This is a genomic window from Streptomyces sp. NPDC017943, from assembly GCF_044328425.1.
GTDB lineage: Bacteria > Actinomycetota > Actinomycetes > Streptomycetales > Streptomycetaceae > Streptomyces > Streptomyces djakartensis_A.
In genome coordinates this window covers 507,653-521,008 of sequence record NZ_JBIRHH010000003.1, presented here as the reverse complement: position 1 = coordinate 521,008, position 13,356 = coordinate 507,653, and the positions used below count along the sequence as shown (strand labels likewise).

The following is a 13,356-nucleotide window of genomic DNA, read 5'->3' as shown; positions in this document are numbered from 1 at the left end:
CGGCCGCTTAGGGTCGGGGCATGGCTACTCCCGACTTCATCCGCACGCTCCGCGCCTCGGCCGGCCACCAGCTGCTCTGGCTCCCCGGTGTCACCGCCCTCGTCCTCGACGACGAGGGCCGGGTGCTGCTCAACCGCCGGGCCGACACCCGCAGGTGGTCCGTGCTCGGCGGCATCCCCGACCCGGGGGAGCAGCCCGCGGCCTGCGCGGTCCGGGAGGTGTACGAGGAGACGGGCGTGCACTGCGTCGCCGAACGGGTCGTCCTGGTCCAGGCGCTCCAACCCGTCACCTACGGGAACGGCGACATCTGCCAGTACATGGACATCACCTTCCGCTGCCGAGCCGTCGGCGGTGAGGCCCGGGTCAACGACGACGAATCGCTGGACGTGGCCTGGTTCGCCCTCGACGCCCTGCCCGCCCTGGACGAGTTCGGACTGTTCCGGATCAAGCAAGCCCTGTCCGACGGCCCCACATGGTTCGAGCCCACCTCTGCGGGGTGAAGTGTGGGGTCTGACCACATGTGGTGAGGCGTGGGCGCTGCCTAGGGTCGAGGCATGACCGCGCCCCGTGCCCTCATGGCTCCCCACGCCTCCCCGCTCGACCTGGGCGGCCGCACCGCGCTCGTCACCGGCGCCGCCGGCGGCATCGGCCGTGCCTGCGCGCTGCGGCTCGCGGCCGCCGGAGCCAAGGTGAGAGCCGTCGACCGGGACGCCGCCGGTCTGGAACGGCTCGCCGACCAGGCCCGCGGGCTGGCGGGCAGCCTCGAACCGCACGTCCTCGACCTCACCGACCTGGACGCGGCGGAACTCGCCGCCGCGGGCACCGACGTCCTCGTCAACAACGCCGGGCTCCAGCTCGTGCGGCCCCTGGAGGAGTTCCCGCCCGACGTCTTCCACACGGTGCTGACGGTGATGCTGGAGGCGCCCTTCCGGCTCATCCGCGGCGCTCTTCCCCACATGTACGGACAGGGCTGGGGCCGCATCGTCAATGTCTCGTCCGTCCATGGGCTGCGCGCCTCGGCCTACAAGTCGGCCTATGTGGCAGCCAAACACGGGCTGGAGGGGCTCTCCAAGACGGCGGCGCTCGAAGGTGCCGCCCATGGAGTCACCTCGAACTGTGTGAACCCCGGCTATGTGCGTACCCCGCTGGTCGAGCAGCAGATCACCGACCAGGCGCGGGCGCACGGCATTCCCGAGGAGCGGGTGCTGTCCGAGGTGCTGCTGCAGGACAGCGCCGTCAAGCGCCTGATCGAACCGGAGGAGGTCGCCGAGGCCGTGGCGTATCTGTGCGCGCCGCAGGCGTCCTTCGTGACCGGTACCTCGCTCGTGCTCGACGGCGGCTGGACCGCCCACTGAGGGCCGGTGCCCGTCGCCCGGGAGTTGTCCACAGGGCTGACGGGACGGCCTGGTCATGGTGAATCCTGTGGGCATGTCCAGTGATCACGACCAGCCGGCCGGGCGCCCCGCGGGGACGGCCGCACCGCCGTCGTCCCGAGCCGGGGCCTCGCCGGCCGGAGACGCCGAGCGGCCGACCCGCGCCGGGGTGCGGCCGGCCCCCGCCGCGCTGCCGCCGGGCGGGGCGCAGCCGTTGGCGCGTGCCGAGACGCCGTTCCTCGAACTGCTGGCGCGGGGCGCCTCCGCCGACGCCTACGAGCAGCCCGAGCTGCTCGCCCGCGCCGAGGGCCGGTCCGCGGAGTGGATCGCCGCGCTCGCGCAGGCCAAGCCGCTCGCCCTGCGGGTACGCGCGGAGCTGGAGGGCCGGCGCCGGCGCGAGGCCGAGCTGTCCGCGCTGTTCGAGACCGCCCACGACCTCGCCGGGCTGCGCGACCTGGACGCCGTGCTCCAGGCGATCGTGCAGCGCGCCCGGTCGCTGCTGGGCACGGACGTCGCCTACCTCAGCCTGAACGACCCGGAGCGCGGCGACACCTACATGCGGGTCACCGAGGGTTCCGTCGCGGCCCGCTTCCAGCAGCTGCGGCTCGGCATGGGGGAGGGTCTCGGCGGCCTGGTCGCCCAGACCGCGCGCCCGTACGTGACCGACGACTACTTCAAGGACGACCGCTTCCAGCACACCCTCACGATCGACGCGGGCGTGCGGGACGAGGGACTGGTGGCCATCCTCGGCGTGCCGCTGAGCCTCGGGCACCACGTCATCGGCGTGCTGTTCGCGGCGGACCGGCGCGCCCGGGTCTTCGAGCGGGAGCAGATCGCGCTGCTCGGCTCCTTCGCCGCGCTGGCCGCGGCCGCCATCGACACCGCCAACCTGCTCGCCGAGACCCGGTCCGCCCTGGCCGGTCTGGAGCGGGCCAACGAGATCATCCGGGACCGCAGCGGCGTCATCGAGCGCGCCTCCGACGTGCACGACCGGCTCGCCGAGCTGGTCCTGCGGGGCGGCGGGGTGCACGACGTGGCAGCCGCGGTCTCCGAGATCCTGGACGGCACGGTCGAGTTCACCGAGGCCGCCGCCGCACCGGCCGGGCCCGTGGAGGCCTCCCGCGCCGAGGGCCACGCGGTGCGGCACCAGGACGACTGGATCGCCGCCGTCGCCGCCGGCGGGGAGCTGCTCGGCGCGCTCGTCCTGCACGGCCAGCCGGGCCTCGACCCCGTCGACCAGCGCACTCTGGAGCGGGCCGCGATGGTCACCTCCCTGCTGCTGCTGGCCCGCAGGTCCGCCGCCGACGCCGAACAGCGCGTGCGCGGGGAGCTGCTGGACGACCTGCTGGACGCCCGCGACCGGGACCCGCGCCTGCTGCGGGAGCGTGCCGCACGGCTCGACGCCGACCTCGACGCGGTGCACGTGGTGCTGGCCGCGCGGCTGGAGGACGCCGCCGACGGCAGGGGCGACGCCGAGCACGAGGCGGACACCCGCCGCCGTCTGGCCGCCGCCGCCTCGCACCTCGCAGCGACGCGTCACGGCCTGGCCGCCGCACGCGACGGCGGCACGGTCCTGCTGCTGCCCCTCGGCCCCCGAGACACCGCCACCGCCGTGGCCCGCCGGGCCGCCCGCCACCTGGGCACGGCGGTCCACGCCCCGGTCACGGTCGGCGCCTCCGCGCCCGCCGGGGACCTCGCCGCCCGCCCCGACGCGGTGGCCGCGGCGTACGCGGAGGCCGGGCGCTGTCTCGACGCCCTGCGTCTCCTCGGCCGCCGCGGTGACGGCGCCGCCGCCGAGGACTTCGGCTTCCTCGGGCTGCTCCTCGCCGGCGACCGGGACATCCCGGGCTTCGTCGACCGGACGATCGGCCAGGTCGTCGCGTACGACCGGCGGCGCGGGACCGAGCTGCTGCGCACCCTCGACGCATATTTCGCCAGCGGTATGAGCCCTGCCCGCACCAAGGACGACCTGCACGTGCACGTGAACACCGTCGCCCAGCGTCTGGAGCGCGTCGGCCGCCTCCTCGGCGCCGACTGGCAGAGCCCGGCGCGGGCCCTGGAGATCCAGCTCGCCCTGCGCCTGCACCGGCTCTCGGCCCCCGAACGGCCCTGACGCCCCCCGCACGCATCGGGCGTGCGGGGGGCGTCAGAGCCACGTGCCACGTGCGTCAGACGGTGCGGGCGTCCTCCGGCTCGGCCTCCGTCCCGGCCCCGGCCGGGGTGGTGGCGCCGGCCTCGGGGGCGGTGACGTCCGCCAGGTCCCGCCGGTGGGTCTCCTTGGCCGCCGCCACCGCGACGACCGTCAGGAGGGCGGCGGCGATGACGTACAGGGCGATCGGTGTGGAGCTGCCGTAGTCGGACAGCAGCGCGGTGGCGATCAGCGGAGCGGGCGCGCCCGCCGCGACCGAGGCGAACTGGGCGCCGATGGACGCGCCGGAGTAGCGCATCCGGGTCGCGAACATCTCGGAGAAGAACGCGGCCTGGGGCGCGTACATCGCGCCGTGCAGGACCAGGCCGACGGTGACGGCGAGGATCAGACTCCCGAAGCCGCCGGTGTCGATCAGCGCGAAGAACGGGAACATCCACAGCCCGACCCCGACCGCACCGACGAGATACACCGGGCGCCGGCCGATCCGGTCGGAGAGCGCGCCCCACGCGGGGATGACGGCGAAGTGCACCGCGGAGGCGATCAGCACGGCGTTGAGGGCCGTCTGCTTGGACACCCCGGCCGAGGTCGTGGCGTAGACGAGGATGAAGGCGGTGATCACGTAGTAGCTGATGTTCTCCGCCATGCGGGCGCCCATCGCGACCAGCACGTCGCGCCAGTGGTGACGCAGGACGGCGACCAAGGGGGTCTTCTCCGCCTCCGTCGGCCGGGCGGCCGCCTTGCGGGCCTCCGCCTGCGCCAGTGCCTCCTTGAAGACAGGCGATTCGTCGACAGACAGACGAATCCACAAACCGACGATCACCAGGACGCCGGACAGCAGAAACGGGATCCGCCAGCCCCAGCTGCCGAACGCGGCGTCCGACAGCAGAGCGGTCAGCAGGGACAGCACACCGGTGGCGAGGAGCTGGCCGGCCGGCGCGCCGGTCTGCGGCCAGGAGGCCCAGAAGCCGCGCCGCCGCGCGTCGCCGTGCTCCGACACGAGCAGCACGGCCCCGCCCCACTCGCCGCCCAGGGCGAAGCCCTGCACGAGGCGCAGCACGGTGAGCAGCACCGGGGCGGCGGAGCCGATGGTGGCGTGTGTCGGCAGCAGCCCGATCGCGAACGTCGCCCCGCCCATCAGCAGCAGGCTCAGCACCAGCAGCTTCTTGCGCCCGAGCCGGTCACCGTAGTGCCCGAACACCAGCGCGCCCAGCGGCCGGGCGGCGAAGCCCACGGCGTAGGTCAGGAAGGACAGCAGCGTGCCCACCAGCGGATCGGAGTCGGGGAAGAACAGCTGGTTGAAGACGAGCGCGGCGGCGGAGCCGTAGAGGAAGAAGTCGTACCACTCGATGGTGGTGCCGATGAGACTGGCGGCGACGATGCGCTTGAGGTTCGACGGGGCGGGGGGAGCTGTCGCGGGCGACGACATCGGCACCACTTCCTGGCGTTCTGCGGGGACGGTTGTGTGTCGCCACACCGTAGGAACGGCCAGGTCAGGGGCGTATGTGGTGGGACACCATAGTTAGGGCGTCGGGTGTGGAGCGCGACCACTCTGGGCGGCGGAGGGCTCCCCGGTACCGCCGCGCAGGGCCTGGTAGACCGACCACACCACCGCCACCAGCGGTACGGCCACCACCGCGCCGATGACCCCCGCCGCGACCGCCCCGCCCACGACGGCCAGCGCGACCACCACCGGGTGCAGCCGGACCGCCCAGCTCATCACGAGGGGGTGCAGGAGGTGCCCCTCGATCTGGCCGATGACCACGATCAGCGCGACGACCACCAGGGCGATCAGCGGACCCTTGGACGCCAGGGCGACCACCGCCGCCACGGCGAGGGCGATCGGCGAACCGATCAGCGGGATGAACGCGGCCACGAACTCCAGCAGCGCCAGGGGCACCGCCAGCGGCACCCCCAGCGCGAACAGGGCGATGCCGACGAGGACCGCGTTGGTCGCCGCCACCAGCAGGATGCCGTGCGTGTAACCGGTGAAGGTCCGCCAGGCGGCCCCGGCCCCGACCGAGAAGCGCAGGCGTGCCCGCTCGGGCAGCTGGTCGCACACCCACTGCCACTGCCGCTCGCCGGAGTAGGTGAAGAACACCGAGCAGAACAGGGCGAGCGCGAGCACGGTCAGCACCTCCACCAGGCGGCTGGCGCCGGTCAGCGCCGTGCTGATGAGGGTGGAGCGGTGCTCCGAGAGCAGCCTGCCGACCCGTGACTGGAGGTCGTCGAACATGTGGGCCGGAAGGTGGAAGGGCGCCTGCTCCAACTGCCGTTCGATCCGGTCGACCCCTGCCACGAACTCCCGCTCCAGCCCGGTGCGCTGCTCCGCCACCGTCTCGCCGACCAGCGCCAGCGCGCCGAGGACCAGGACGATGCCGCCGATCAGGGCGATGGCGACGGCCGGCGGCCGGGGCATGTACCGGGCCAGCAGGCCCGCCACCGGGCGCAGCACCGCCGTGATGACGAGTCCGAGGAAGACGGCGACGGCGACCCGGTGGAACTCGCCGAGCACGGAGAAGGCGAACCGGACGACGACGCCGATCGCGATGAGCCGCCAGGCGTAGGCACCGGCGGTCCGCAGCACTCGCGGTACCCGCTCCTGCGCGTCGTTCAGGGGAGGCGGGGGCGAGGCGGGCGGACCGGGAGGCGTGGACACCACATGCCCGTACCACCCGGCGCCCCCCGAACCGCGCCCCCGGGCCGGAATTCCCCCGAAGGCCGGTAGCTCCGGCCGGTCCCTCCACCGCACGCCCGACGTTCACCATCATGAACATCTCTCACGTGGGTGTACATGCGGCTGCCGTCCATGCGACGCTCGGTCAACTCCGTTCCCACGCCCCACAGTTGGAGGGATCCGCATGCGTGTCTCCCGTCGTGCCGTGCTGTCCGCGGCGGCCGGTGCCGCAGCACTGTCCGCAGCCCCGCCGGCCGCAGCGGCCCCGGGCCCGCACGGCGCCGCCACCGCGGCCCCGACCGCCGGCGGGGCGCCCGTGCCCGCACCCACCCTGCGCCGGCTCCGCGAGGCCGCCGACTACGCCGTCGGGAAACTGCACGCCGTGGCCCCGAAGGTGACCGCCTTCCCCGTCGGCACCAAGTTCGAGAAGTGGGTGTACTCACAGAACGGCGACTGGGTCGGCGGCTTCTGGCCGGGCACGCTCTGGATGGCGTGGCTGCACAGCGGCGACGACACCTTCCGCACCCTGGCCGCGGACGCGGCGCGCCGGCTCGCCCCGCGCCAGTACGACACCGGCACGCACGACCTCGGCTTCCTCTTCACTCCCTCCTGGGTGACCGCCTGGCGGCTGACGGGCGACGAGGCCTGGCGGACGGGCGCCCTGCGTGCCGCCGGCTCGCTGATCCGGCGGTACAACCCGCGCGGCCGCTTCATCAGGGCCTGGGGCGCGCTCGACAGCCCGGACAACGCCGGCCGCGTCATCATCGACACGATGATGAACCTGGACCTGCTGGCCTTCGCCGGCCGGCAGACCGGTGACGCCACGTACCTGGACATCGCCGTCGAGCACGCGCGGACCACCCGGCGGTACTTCCCGCGCCCGGACGGCTCCACCCCGCACGTCTACGACTTCGACCCCGCCACCGGCGCCCCGATCGGCCCGAACACCGTCCAGGGGTACAGCCCGTCGTCCTGCTGGTCGCGCGGGCAGGCCTGGGGGGTGTACGGGTTCACCACCATGTACCGGCGGACCGGCGACCGGGACTTCCTCGCCACGGCCCGCAGCCTCGCCGACTTCGCGATCGGCGCGCTGAGCCCGGACCACGTCCCGGTGTGGGACTACCGCGCGCCGCAGCAGCCGCACGACGTCAAGGACGCGTCCGCCGGCGCGGTCATGGCCTGCGGGCTCCTCGACCTGGCCGCCGCGACCGGCCGCGGCGCGTACCGCGAGGTCGCACTGCGACTGCTCACGGCCCTGTCGGAGACGTGCCTGACCCGGGACTCGGCCCGGGCGGAGGCCGTGGTCGCCCGCTGCACCCGCAACCGCCCGGCCGAGGACGGGGTGGAGATCTCCCTGCCGTACGCCGACTACTACCTGCTGGAAGGCATCCTGCGCGTCCTGCGGCCGCAGGACGTCGACCGGGCGATCGACCTCTCCACGGTCTGACCGGTCTGCGCCCCGGCGGCTCGCGTCCCTCGACCCGTCAGCCCGTGATCGAGTCGAGCTGCTCCGCCGCCGGGCGCAGCGCCCAGAGGTCACCGCCCGGCGGCTCCTCCAGTGACGGAACGGCCCGGCGCGCACGCGGGTCCCCGGCGTCGGCGGCCGCGTGCACGACATCGGTGGCCGCGAAACGGTGGAACTCCAGCTCCGGATGCGGCCAGTCCGCCGCACCCGTCGCGGCGGGCAGCAGGTAGTCCACTGCTTCGGACAGGCTCTGGCCGTCCGGGCCCCGGTAGGCCCACAGGTCCACCCCGACCCGGCGGCCGATGGCCGCCAGCCTGGTGTGGGCCACCAGCGTGAACGTCGAGTAGTGCCAGCTCCTGGTCCGGGCCAGTTCCTGGGGCTGGCCGCCGTCCGGCGCGATCTGCACGGCGATACGCCTGCCCCGTGCGTCGAGCACCGTGCGCCGGGCCAGCGCCACGTCGCCGGTGGCGTGGGCCAGGCCGGCGAGCAGCAGGTCGTAGAAGGTGCCGTGGTTGTTGGTGGCGGCCGCCTCCTGCCTGCCGAAGTCGCTGTCCTTCAGCCAGCCGAGGAAGTCGGTGTTCCAGCGGCTCATGGCGCTGCGGTCCTGCCGGGTCCAGCCCGGGGCGCCGGTCTCCAGCAGGGCGAGCGCGTCCAGGACGCCGGTGTAGGACTGGGAGAAGTCGATGATGCCGATGGCGCGGCCGTCGTACTTGCACGGGATGAACTGCGCGTGGTCGAGGTTCGGGTTCATCCGGGTGGACGGGTCGAGGAACCAGGTGCGCAGCACCTGCCCGGCCTTGAGGGCGTAGCGCCGCTCACCGGTGTAGTACCAGGCGAGGGACAGGTCGTAGGCGGAGTCGAACGTCTTCTCCAGGTCCTGGCGATCCGTGCCGGAGTCCACCTCGGGGTTGCGCTCGCCGTCGCGCTGCACGTACGGGCAGCCCCAGGGGTTGCCGGCGGTGGGTGTCGTGGTGGGCCACCAGTACGGGGCCTGGCTGAGGTAGTCGTGGACGTCGCCGCCGGGGGCCGGGCGGGGTTTGTCGACGACGGTCCAGGGGCCCTGGTCGAGCCACTTGTCGGCGCGCGCCCGCAACGCCCGGACCGCCTGCCGCAGCCGGGGGTCGCCGTGCTGGACGCGGGTCCTGGTGCGCTCGAGACGGGTGCCGTCCAGCACGGTCGTGTGCGGCACGCGGTCGGGGTGTGCCGTCTCGGGCCGGGCCGAGGCGGTGGGGGCGACGCCCGTGAGGAACGCCGTCAGTGCCAGCGCGAGGATCCCCGCGCGTCGTGGTGCGCCCATCGTCCGCTCCTGTTCATCAGGTTCAGATGAGTGAACAACGTTCAGGTGTATGGCGGCGTGAGCATGGCACGGCGGTGCCGGTGCCGGGAAGAGGGGTGCAGCGATCCGGGGTCGCCCGGTGGACGCGACCGGTGTGCCTGTCACAGACCGGCGCCCCGCTCTGTCTCTGTGGTGAGTCAGCACTTCAGCGAAACGGAGACAGTGATGAAGATCGTGGTCGTCGGCGGTACGGGACTCATCGGCTCGCAGGTGGTCACCCTCCTGCGCGAGGCCGGGCACGAGGCCGTCCCCGCCGCACCCTCCACCGGCGTCGACACCCTCACCGGCGAGGGACTGGCCGAGGTCCTCGAGGGCGCCGACGTGGTCGTGGACGTGTCGAACTCGCCGTCCTTCGACACCGAACCGGCTCTGGACTTCTTCACTCGGTCGGCGCGCACCCTGTTCGCCGCGGAGAAGGAAGCGGGCGTCCGCCACCATGTGGCGCTGTCGATCGTGGGGGTCGACCAAGTGCCCGGCTACGGCTACTACGAGGCCAAGGTCGCCCAGGAGAACGCCGTGCGCGCCAGCGGCGTGCCGTACAGCCTGGTGCGCGCCACGCAGTTCTTCGAGTTCGTCGCTCCGGTGATGGACATGTCCACCCGGGGCACCGAGGTGCGGCTGCCGTCCACCCGGCTGCGGCCCATCGCCTCCGCCGACGTGGCCGCGGTCGTCGCCGAGGCGGCACAGGGCGCACCGTCCCACGGCATCCGCAACATCGCCGGCCCCGAGGTGTTCGGCCTCGACCGGCTCGGCGAACTGACCCTGGCGGCCGAGCCGGACGGCCGCACCGTCGTCACCGACGAGGAGGCCGGCCTGTTCGCCGGCATGCCCGACGTGCTCACCGGTGACGACAGCGCGCATCTCGCGGCCACCCGCTTCGAGGAGTGGCTGAAGCGGAGCTGACCGGCGGCCTACGCGCGGTCGGTCCGGCCCCGGGCCGACCGCTCGTACGCCCGCAGCTTCTGCGGAGCCAGGACCCAGTACAGCCCGTCGATGCCGTCCGGCCCCGCCGTCGCGCTCACCAGGGCGACGGCCGCCCCGTCCACCAGGAGCAGCAGGCAGGGCTGCCCGTTGGCCTCGGCCACGCGGTACTCGGCGCCGGGGAAGAACCTGTGGGCGAAGGCGGTGACCCTGGCCACCCGCCCGGCCCCCGCCACTGCCAGCCTGGCCACGCCGCGCATGCCGTTGCCGTCGGCGTGGGCGACCACGTCGGCTGACAGCACGTCCTCCAGCGCGGCGACGTCGCCGTCCCGGGCGGCGGCGACGAACGCCTCCAGCAGACGCCGGTGCTGCGCGGTGTCGACCGGCTCCCGCCGTTCGGCGGCCAGACGCCGGCGGGCCCGGGAGACGATCTGCCGGGCGTTGGCCTGACTGAGCTCGAGCATGCCCGCGATCTCGTCGTACGCGTAGCCGAACGCCTCCCGCAGCACGTAGGCGGCCCGCTCCACCGGGTTGAGCCGCTGCAGGACCAGCAGTACGGCCAGCTCCAGCGCCTCCCCGCGCTCCGCGCCGAGCTGCGGGTCAGCGCTGGTGTCCACCGGTTCCGGCAGCCACGGCCCGACGTAGGACTCGCGGCGGACCCGCGCCGACTGCGCCACGTTGATCGCCAGCCGGGTGGTGATCCTGGCCAGGAACGCCCCGTGGTCGAGGACCGCGCCCCGGTCGGTGCCCTGCCAGCGCAGCCACACCTCCTGCACCACGTCCTCCGCCTCGGACACACTGCCCAGGACGCGGTACGCGATGCCGAACAGGCGCGGGCGCAACCGCTCGAACGCGTCCGCCGCCGCGCTCAGCGTCTCGTCGGTGAGGGGCCGCCGCTGGTCCATGCTGCCGATGCCTTCCGGGGGTGGGACGTCCTGCCTCCGACAGTACGGCCCCCGTGGTCCGCCCACCCGGCGGCACTCGCTCCGCGTGACGGCTCGGTCCCCCACGCCGGCCGGGGGCGGCAGCGGCGCTACCGGACCGCGCGCACCGATGAGTTTCGGCGGACCGCGCCGTCCACCTCTGCACAGGGCTCGCCGAGCCCCGACCCCCGTCAGGAGAGCCCGACATGACTGTGACGACCACTCAGAACCCGTCCGTGCAGGACCGTCCCGCGAGGATCTCCGGCTTTCTCGCCACCCGTCCCGTCTGGCTGGTCGGGCTGCTCGCGACGCTCGCGGGCGGGGTCGTGACCGAGCTGTTCGCGCTGGCCGCCCGCGCCGCCGGCGTCCCCATGGAGGCGGCGAGCCCGGGCGCGAAGGAGGCGGCACCGATCCCGGTCGGCGGCTTCTTCGGCGGGGTGCTGTTCTGGTCGGTCGCGGGCGTCGTCCTGGCGGTCGCACTCGCCCGGTGGGCCCGGCGGCCCGCCCGTACGTTCACGGTGACCACCGTCGCGCTCACCGTCCTGTCCCTCGCGGGCCCTGCCGTCGCCCCGCACACAACCCTGTCCACCCAGGCCGTCCTGGCCGTGTCCCACCTGGTGGCCGCCGCCGTGATCATCCCGGCGCTGGCCGGGCGGCTGTCGCACGTGCGCCGGTGACGCCCCGGCCCGCACGCCCCGCCCCGGCCCGTCGCGCACCCGCGCCGACGGGCCGTCGGCCTCCCCGCGCCCGGCCGCGCCGCCTCCTCCTCACCCGTCCGCGCCCGCCAGCGGCCGGGCCGCTCCGGCCGGGACCTTGCGCACGAAGGCGGACCGCAGCGCGTGGTACGGCGCCTGCGGGTCGAAGAACACGGCCCGCATGCGGGCCAGTTCGGCCCTGCGGTACTCGGCCAGGGGCCGGTGGAGCTCGTCCGCGTGCCGCGCCGTGGCCTTGGCGGTGATGCGCCGGGCGAGGTCGCCGTCGCTCACCGTCCCGGCGGCCAGACGTTCCACCTCCGCGGTGAACTCCTCGGCCGCGACCGGCACCAGACGGTCGACCAGCCCCATCCGCTCGGCCAACACCGCGCTCACCGGCAGCGCCTGGCTCGTCAGGCGCTCCGCCGTCTCGGCCCCCACCCGGCGCGGCAGCGAGTACGTCCAGAACTCCGAGCCGTACAGGCCCATGGTCCGGTAGTGCGGGTTCAGGACGCCGCCCGTGCGGCACCAGACCTCGTCCGCGGCCAGCGCCAGCATCAGCCCCCCGGCGGCCGCGTTGCCGGCGAGGGCCGAGACGACCAGCCGGTCGGTGGTACGCAGCACGGCCTCGGCCAGGTCGTTCAGAGCGGTCAGATTGGCCCAGGACTCGCCCGCCGGATCGCCGGCCGCCTCGATGACGTTCAGGTGGATGCCGTTGGCGAAGACGTCCCGGCCGCCGCCGAGCACCAGCACCGAGGTGGGGCGGGTCAGCGCGTACCGGTAGGCGGCGAGCAGCCTGCGGCAGTGGACGGTGCTCATCGCGCCGCTCGGGAAGGAGAAGGACAGGAAGCCCACGTCGCCCTGCTGGCGGTAGCGGATGTCCGTCCAGGTCGTGCGGTCCGCGGGCAGTTCGAGCCGGGCCGCGATCTCCGGCAGCCAGTACGGGCGGTCCGTCATGCCGGGCATGCCCGGGCCGCTGCCGGGCGGCGCGGGGAACCCGGCCAGCACCGAGGCCGCGGGGCGGCGGAACGGAGCCGGATCACCGGAGCTCTTGCGGGGGCGCAGCTCCGGGATCCACACGGCACCGTCCCGGGTCGCCCGGCACACGGCGCCGGCCCGGGTGGCCAGCAGTTCCCCGGGCCGTCCGCGCAGCCGGTCCTCCGGGTGCCCGCCGTGCAGGAACACCTCGCGCCCGCACAGCTCGTCCAGCACGCCCGGCTGCGAATCGGCGGCGCGCAGTGTGCGCAGGACCGTTTCCGTGTCGTCGTTCTCCCAGTCCACGCGCCGCTGCTCCTGGCGGAGGAAGTCCCGCCAGACCACGTGGACGCCCGGGTCGCTCTGCGGCCGGGGCTTGAACGCGCCGTCGGCGTAGCGCCGCACGGCCTGCAGGACGGCGGCCGTGGCGGCGTCGGACAGCTCGTTGCGGTACACGTCGCTCTTGCCCGTCGGGGGGACCGTGAAGGAGCCGTCCGCCCAGATGTCGCCCGCGTCCATCGCGGCCCCGGCCTGGAGCACCGTCACGCCCCACTCGCGGGCACCCTCGGTGAGGGCGTGGTCCAGCGACGAGGGGCCGCGGTCGCCGGGCGGGCCGGGGTGCACGACCAGGCAGGTGTGCTCCTGCCAGATGTCCTCCGGCAGAGCCGACTTCAGCATCGGCGCGACGATCAGCTCCGGGCGGAAGTCGTGCACGGCGGCGCGGACCGCGTCGGCGCCGTGCGAGGCGAGGACGACGTCCAGGCGGTGGCCCTGGTCGGACAGTTCGGCGTACACACGCTGGGACAGGCTGTTGAACGCGCTGGCGACGAGCAAGATGTCCATGACAT

Annotated in this window: 11 protein-coding genes; 6 read left to right on the top strand and 5 right to left on the bottom strand. The window is 74.1% G+C overall.

Going from position 1 to position 13,356, the window contains the following annotated elements; genetic code table 11:
- The first annotated feature begins 20 nt into the window (after positions 1 to 20).
- The 3 genes from ACH4C6_RS11760 to ACH4C6_RS11750 all read left to right on the top strand — a co-directional run bounded on the left by ACH4C6_RS11760 (position 21) and on the right by ACH4C6_RS11750 (position 3,486).
- Positions 21 to 500 (top strand): NUDIX hydrolase, encoded by a 480-nt coding sequence (locus ACH4C6_RS11760; protein WP_398108394.1) that lies wholly within the window; start codon positions 21 to 23, stop codon positions 498 to 500.
- Positions 501 to 554: 54 nt separating this feature from the next.
- Positions 555 to 1,355, top strand: coding sequence for a 3-hydroxybutyrate dehydrogenase (locus ACH4C6_RS11755; RefSeq protein WP_398108393.1), 801 nt, complete (start codon positions 555 to 557; stop codon positions 1,353 to 1,355).
- Between the two features lie 73 nt (positions 1,356 to 1,428).
- Positions 1,429 to 3,486: a GAF domain-containing protein gene (locus tag ACH4C6_RS11750; protein WP_398108392.1), complete on the top strand. Its 2,058-nt coding sequence runs from the start codon at positions 1,429 to 1,431 to the stop codon at positions 3,484 to 3,486.
- A 55-nt stretch (positions 3,487 to 3,541) separates the two neighbouring features.
- On the opposite strand, the gene ACH4C6_RS11745 is transcribed toward ACH4C6_RS11750, so the two are convergent.
- Entirely contained in the window at positions 3,542 to 4,948 is a 1,407-nt protein-coding gene (locus tag ACH4C6_RS11745) for an MFS transporter (RefSeq protein WP_398108391.1), read from the bottom strand.
- A 93-nt stretch (positions 4,949 to 5,041) separates the two neighbouring features.
- Entirely contained in the window at positions 5,042 to 6,178 is a 1,137-nt protein-coding gene (locus ACH4C6_RS11740; RefSeq protein ID WP_398108390.1) for an AI-2E family transporter, read from the bottom strand.
- A gap of 202 nt (positions 6,179 to 6,380) precedes the next feature.
- Here ACH4C6_RS11740 and ACH4C6_RS11735 point away from each other — a divergent pair, with 202 nt between their 5' ends.
- Positions 6,381 to 7,643 carry a glycoside hydrolase family 88 protein gene (locus ACH4C6_RS11735; RefSeq protein WP_398108389.1) on the top strand — a complete coding sequence of 421 codons (1,263 nt, stop codon included), beginning with the start codon at positions 6,381 to 6,383 and terminating at the stop codon, positions 7,641 to 7,643.
- Positions 7,644 to 7,680: 37 nt separating this feature from the next.
- On the opposite strand, the gene ACH4C6_RS11730 is transcribed toward ACH4C6_RS11735, so the two are convergent.
- Positions 7,681 to 8,958, bottom strand: coding sequence for an alginate lyase family protein (locus ACH4C6_RS11730; protein WP_398108388.1), 1,278 nt, complete (start codon positions 8,956 to 8,958; stop codon positions 7,681 to 7,683).
- A 204-nt stretch (positions 8,959 to 9,162) separates the two neighbouring features.
- On the opposite strand from ACH4C6_RS11730, the gene ACH4C6_RS11725 reads away from it, so the two are divergent.
- Complete coding sequence (locus tag ACH4C6_RS11725) at positions 9,163 to 9,900, top strand: SDR family oxidoreductase (RefSeq protein ID WP_398108387.1); 738 nt, start codon at positions 9,163 to 9,165, stop codon at positions 9,898 to 9,900.
- Between the two features lie 8 nt (positions 9,901 to 9,908).
- Here ACH4C6_RS11725 and ACH4C6_RS11720 read toward each other — a convergent pair whose 3' ends face one another.
- Positions 9,909 to 10,823, bottom strand: a complete 915-nt coding sequence (locus tag ACH4C6_RS11720) for an RNA polymerase sigma-70 factor (protein WP_398108386.1) — start codon at positions 10,821 to 10,823, stop codon at positions 9,909 to 9,911.
- Between the two features lie 224 nt (positions 10,824 to 11,047).
- Here ACH4C6_RS11720 and ACH4C6_RS11715 point away from each other — a divergent pair, with 224 nt between their 5' ends.
- Positions 11,048 to 11,518, top strand: a complete 471-nt coding sequence (locus tag ACH4C6_RS11715) for a DUF6069 family protein (protein WP_398108385.1) — start codon at positions 11,048 to 11,050, stop codon at positions 11,516 to 11,518.
- 90 nt (positions 11,519 to 11,608) lie between these two features.
- Here ACH4C6_RS11715 and ACH4C6_RS11710 read toward each other — a convergent pair whose 3' ends face one another.
- Positions 11,609 to 13,351 (bottom strand): hydrogenase maturation protein, encoded by a 1,743-nt coding sequence (locus ACH4C6_RS11710; RefSeq protein WP_398108384.1) that lies wholly within the window; start codon positions 13,349 to 13,351, stop codon positions 11,609 to 11,611.
- Positions 13,352 to 13,356: the final 5 nt, after the last annotated feature.

Bases quoted from the DNA above. Each gene is read 5' to 3' on its own strand.
- ACH4C6_RS11760 (WP_398108394.1), top strand. From the start codon at position 21: ATGGCTACTCCCGACTTCATCCGCACGCTCCGCGCCTCGGCCGGCCAC.
- ACH4C6_RS11755 (WP_398108393.1), top strand. From the start codon at position 555: ATGACCGCGCCCCGTGCCCTCATGGCTCCCCACGCCTCCCCGCTCGAC.
- ACH4C6_RS11750 (WP_398108392.1), top strand. From the start codon at position 1,429: ATGTCCAGTGATCACGACCAGCCGGCCGGGCGCCCCGCGGGGACGGCC.
- ACH4C6_RS11745 (WP_398108391.1), bottom strand. From the start codon at position 4,948: ATGTCGTCGCCCGCGACAGCTCCCCCCGCCCCGTCGAACCTCAAGCGC.
- ACH4C6_RS11735 (WP_398108389.1), top strand. From the start codon at position 6,381: ATGCGTGTCTCCCGTCGTGCCGTGCTGTCCGCGGCGGCCGGTGCCGCA.
- ACH4C6_RS11730 (WP_398108388.1), bottom strand. From the start codon at position 8,958: ATGGGCGCACCACGACGCGCGGGGATCCTCGCGCTGGCACTGACGGCG.
- ACH4C6_RS11725 (WP_398108387.1), top strand. From the start codon at position 9,163: ATGAAGATCGTGGTCGTCGGCGGTACGGGACTCATCGGCTCGCAGGTG.
- ACH4C6_RS11720 (WP_398108386.1), bottom strand. From the start codon at position 10,823: ATGGACCAGCGGCGGCCCCTCACCGACGAGACGCTGAGCGCGGCGGCG.
- ACH4C6_RS11715 (WP_398108385.1), top strand. From the start codon at position 11,048: ATGACTGTGACGACCACTCAGAACCCGTCCGTGCAGGACCGTCCCGCG.
- ACH4C6_RS11710 (WP_398108384.1), bottom strand. From the start codon at position 13,351: ATGGACATCTTGCTCGTCGCCAGCGCGTTCAACAGCCTGTCCCAGCGT.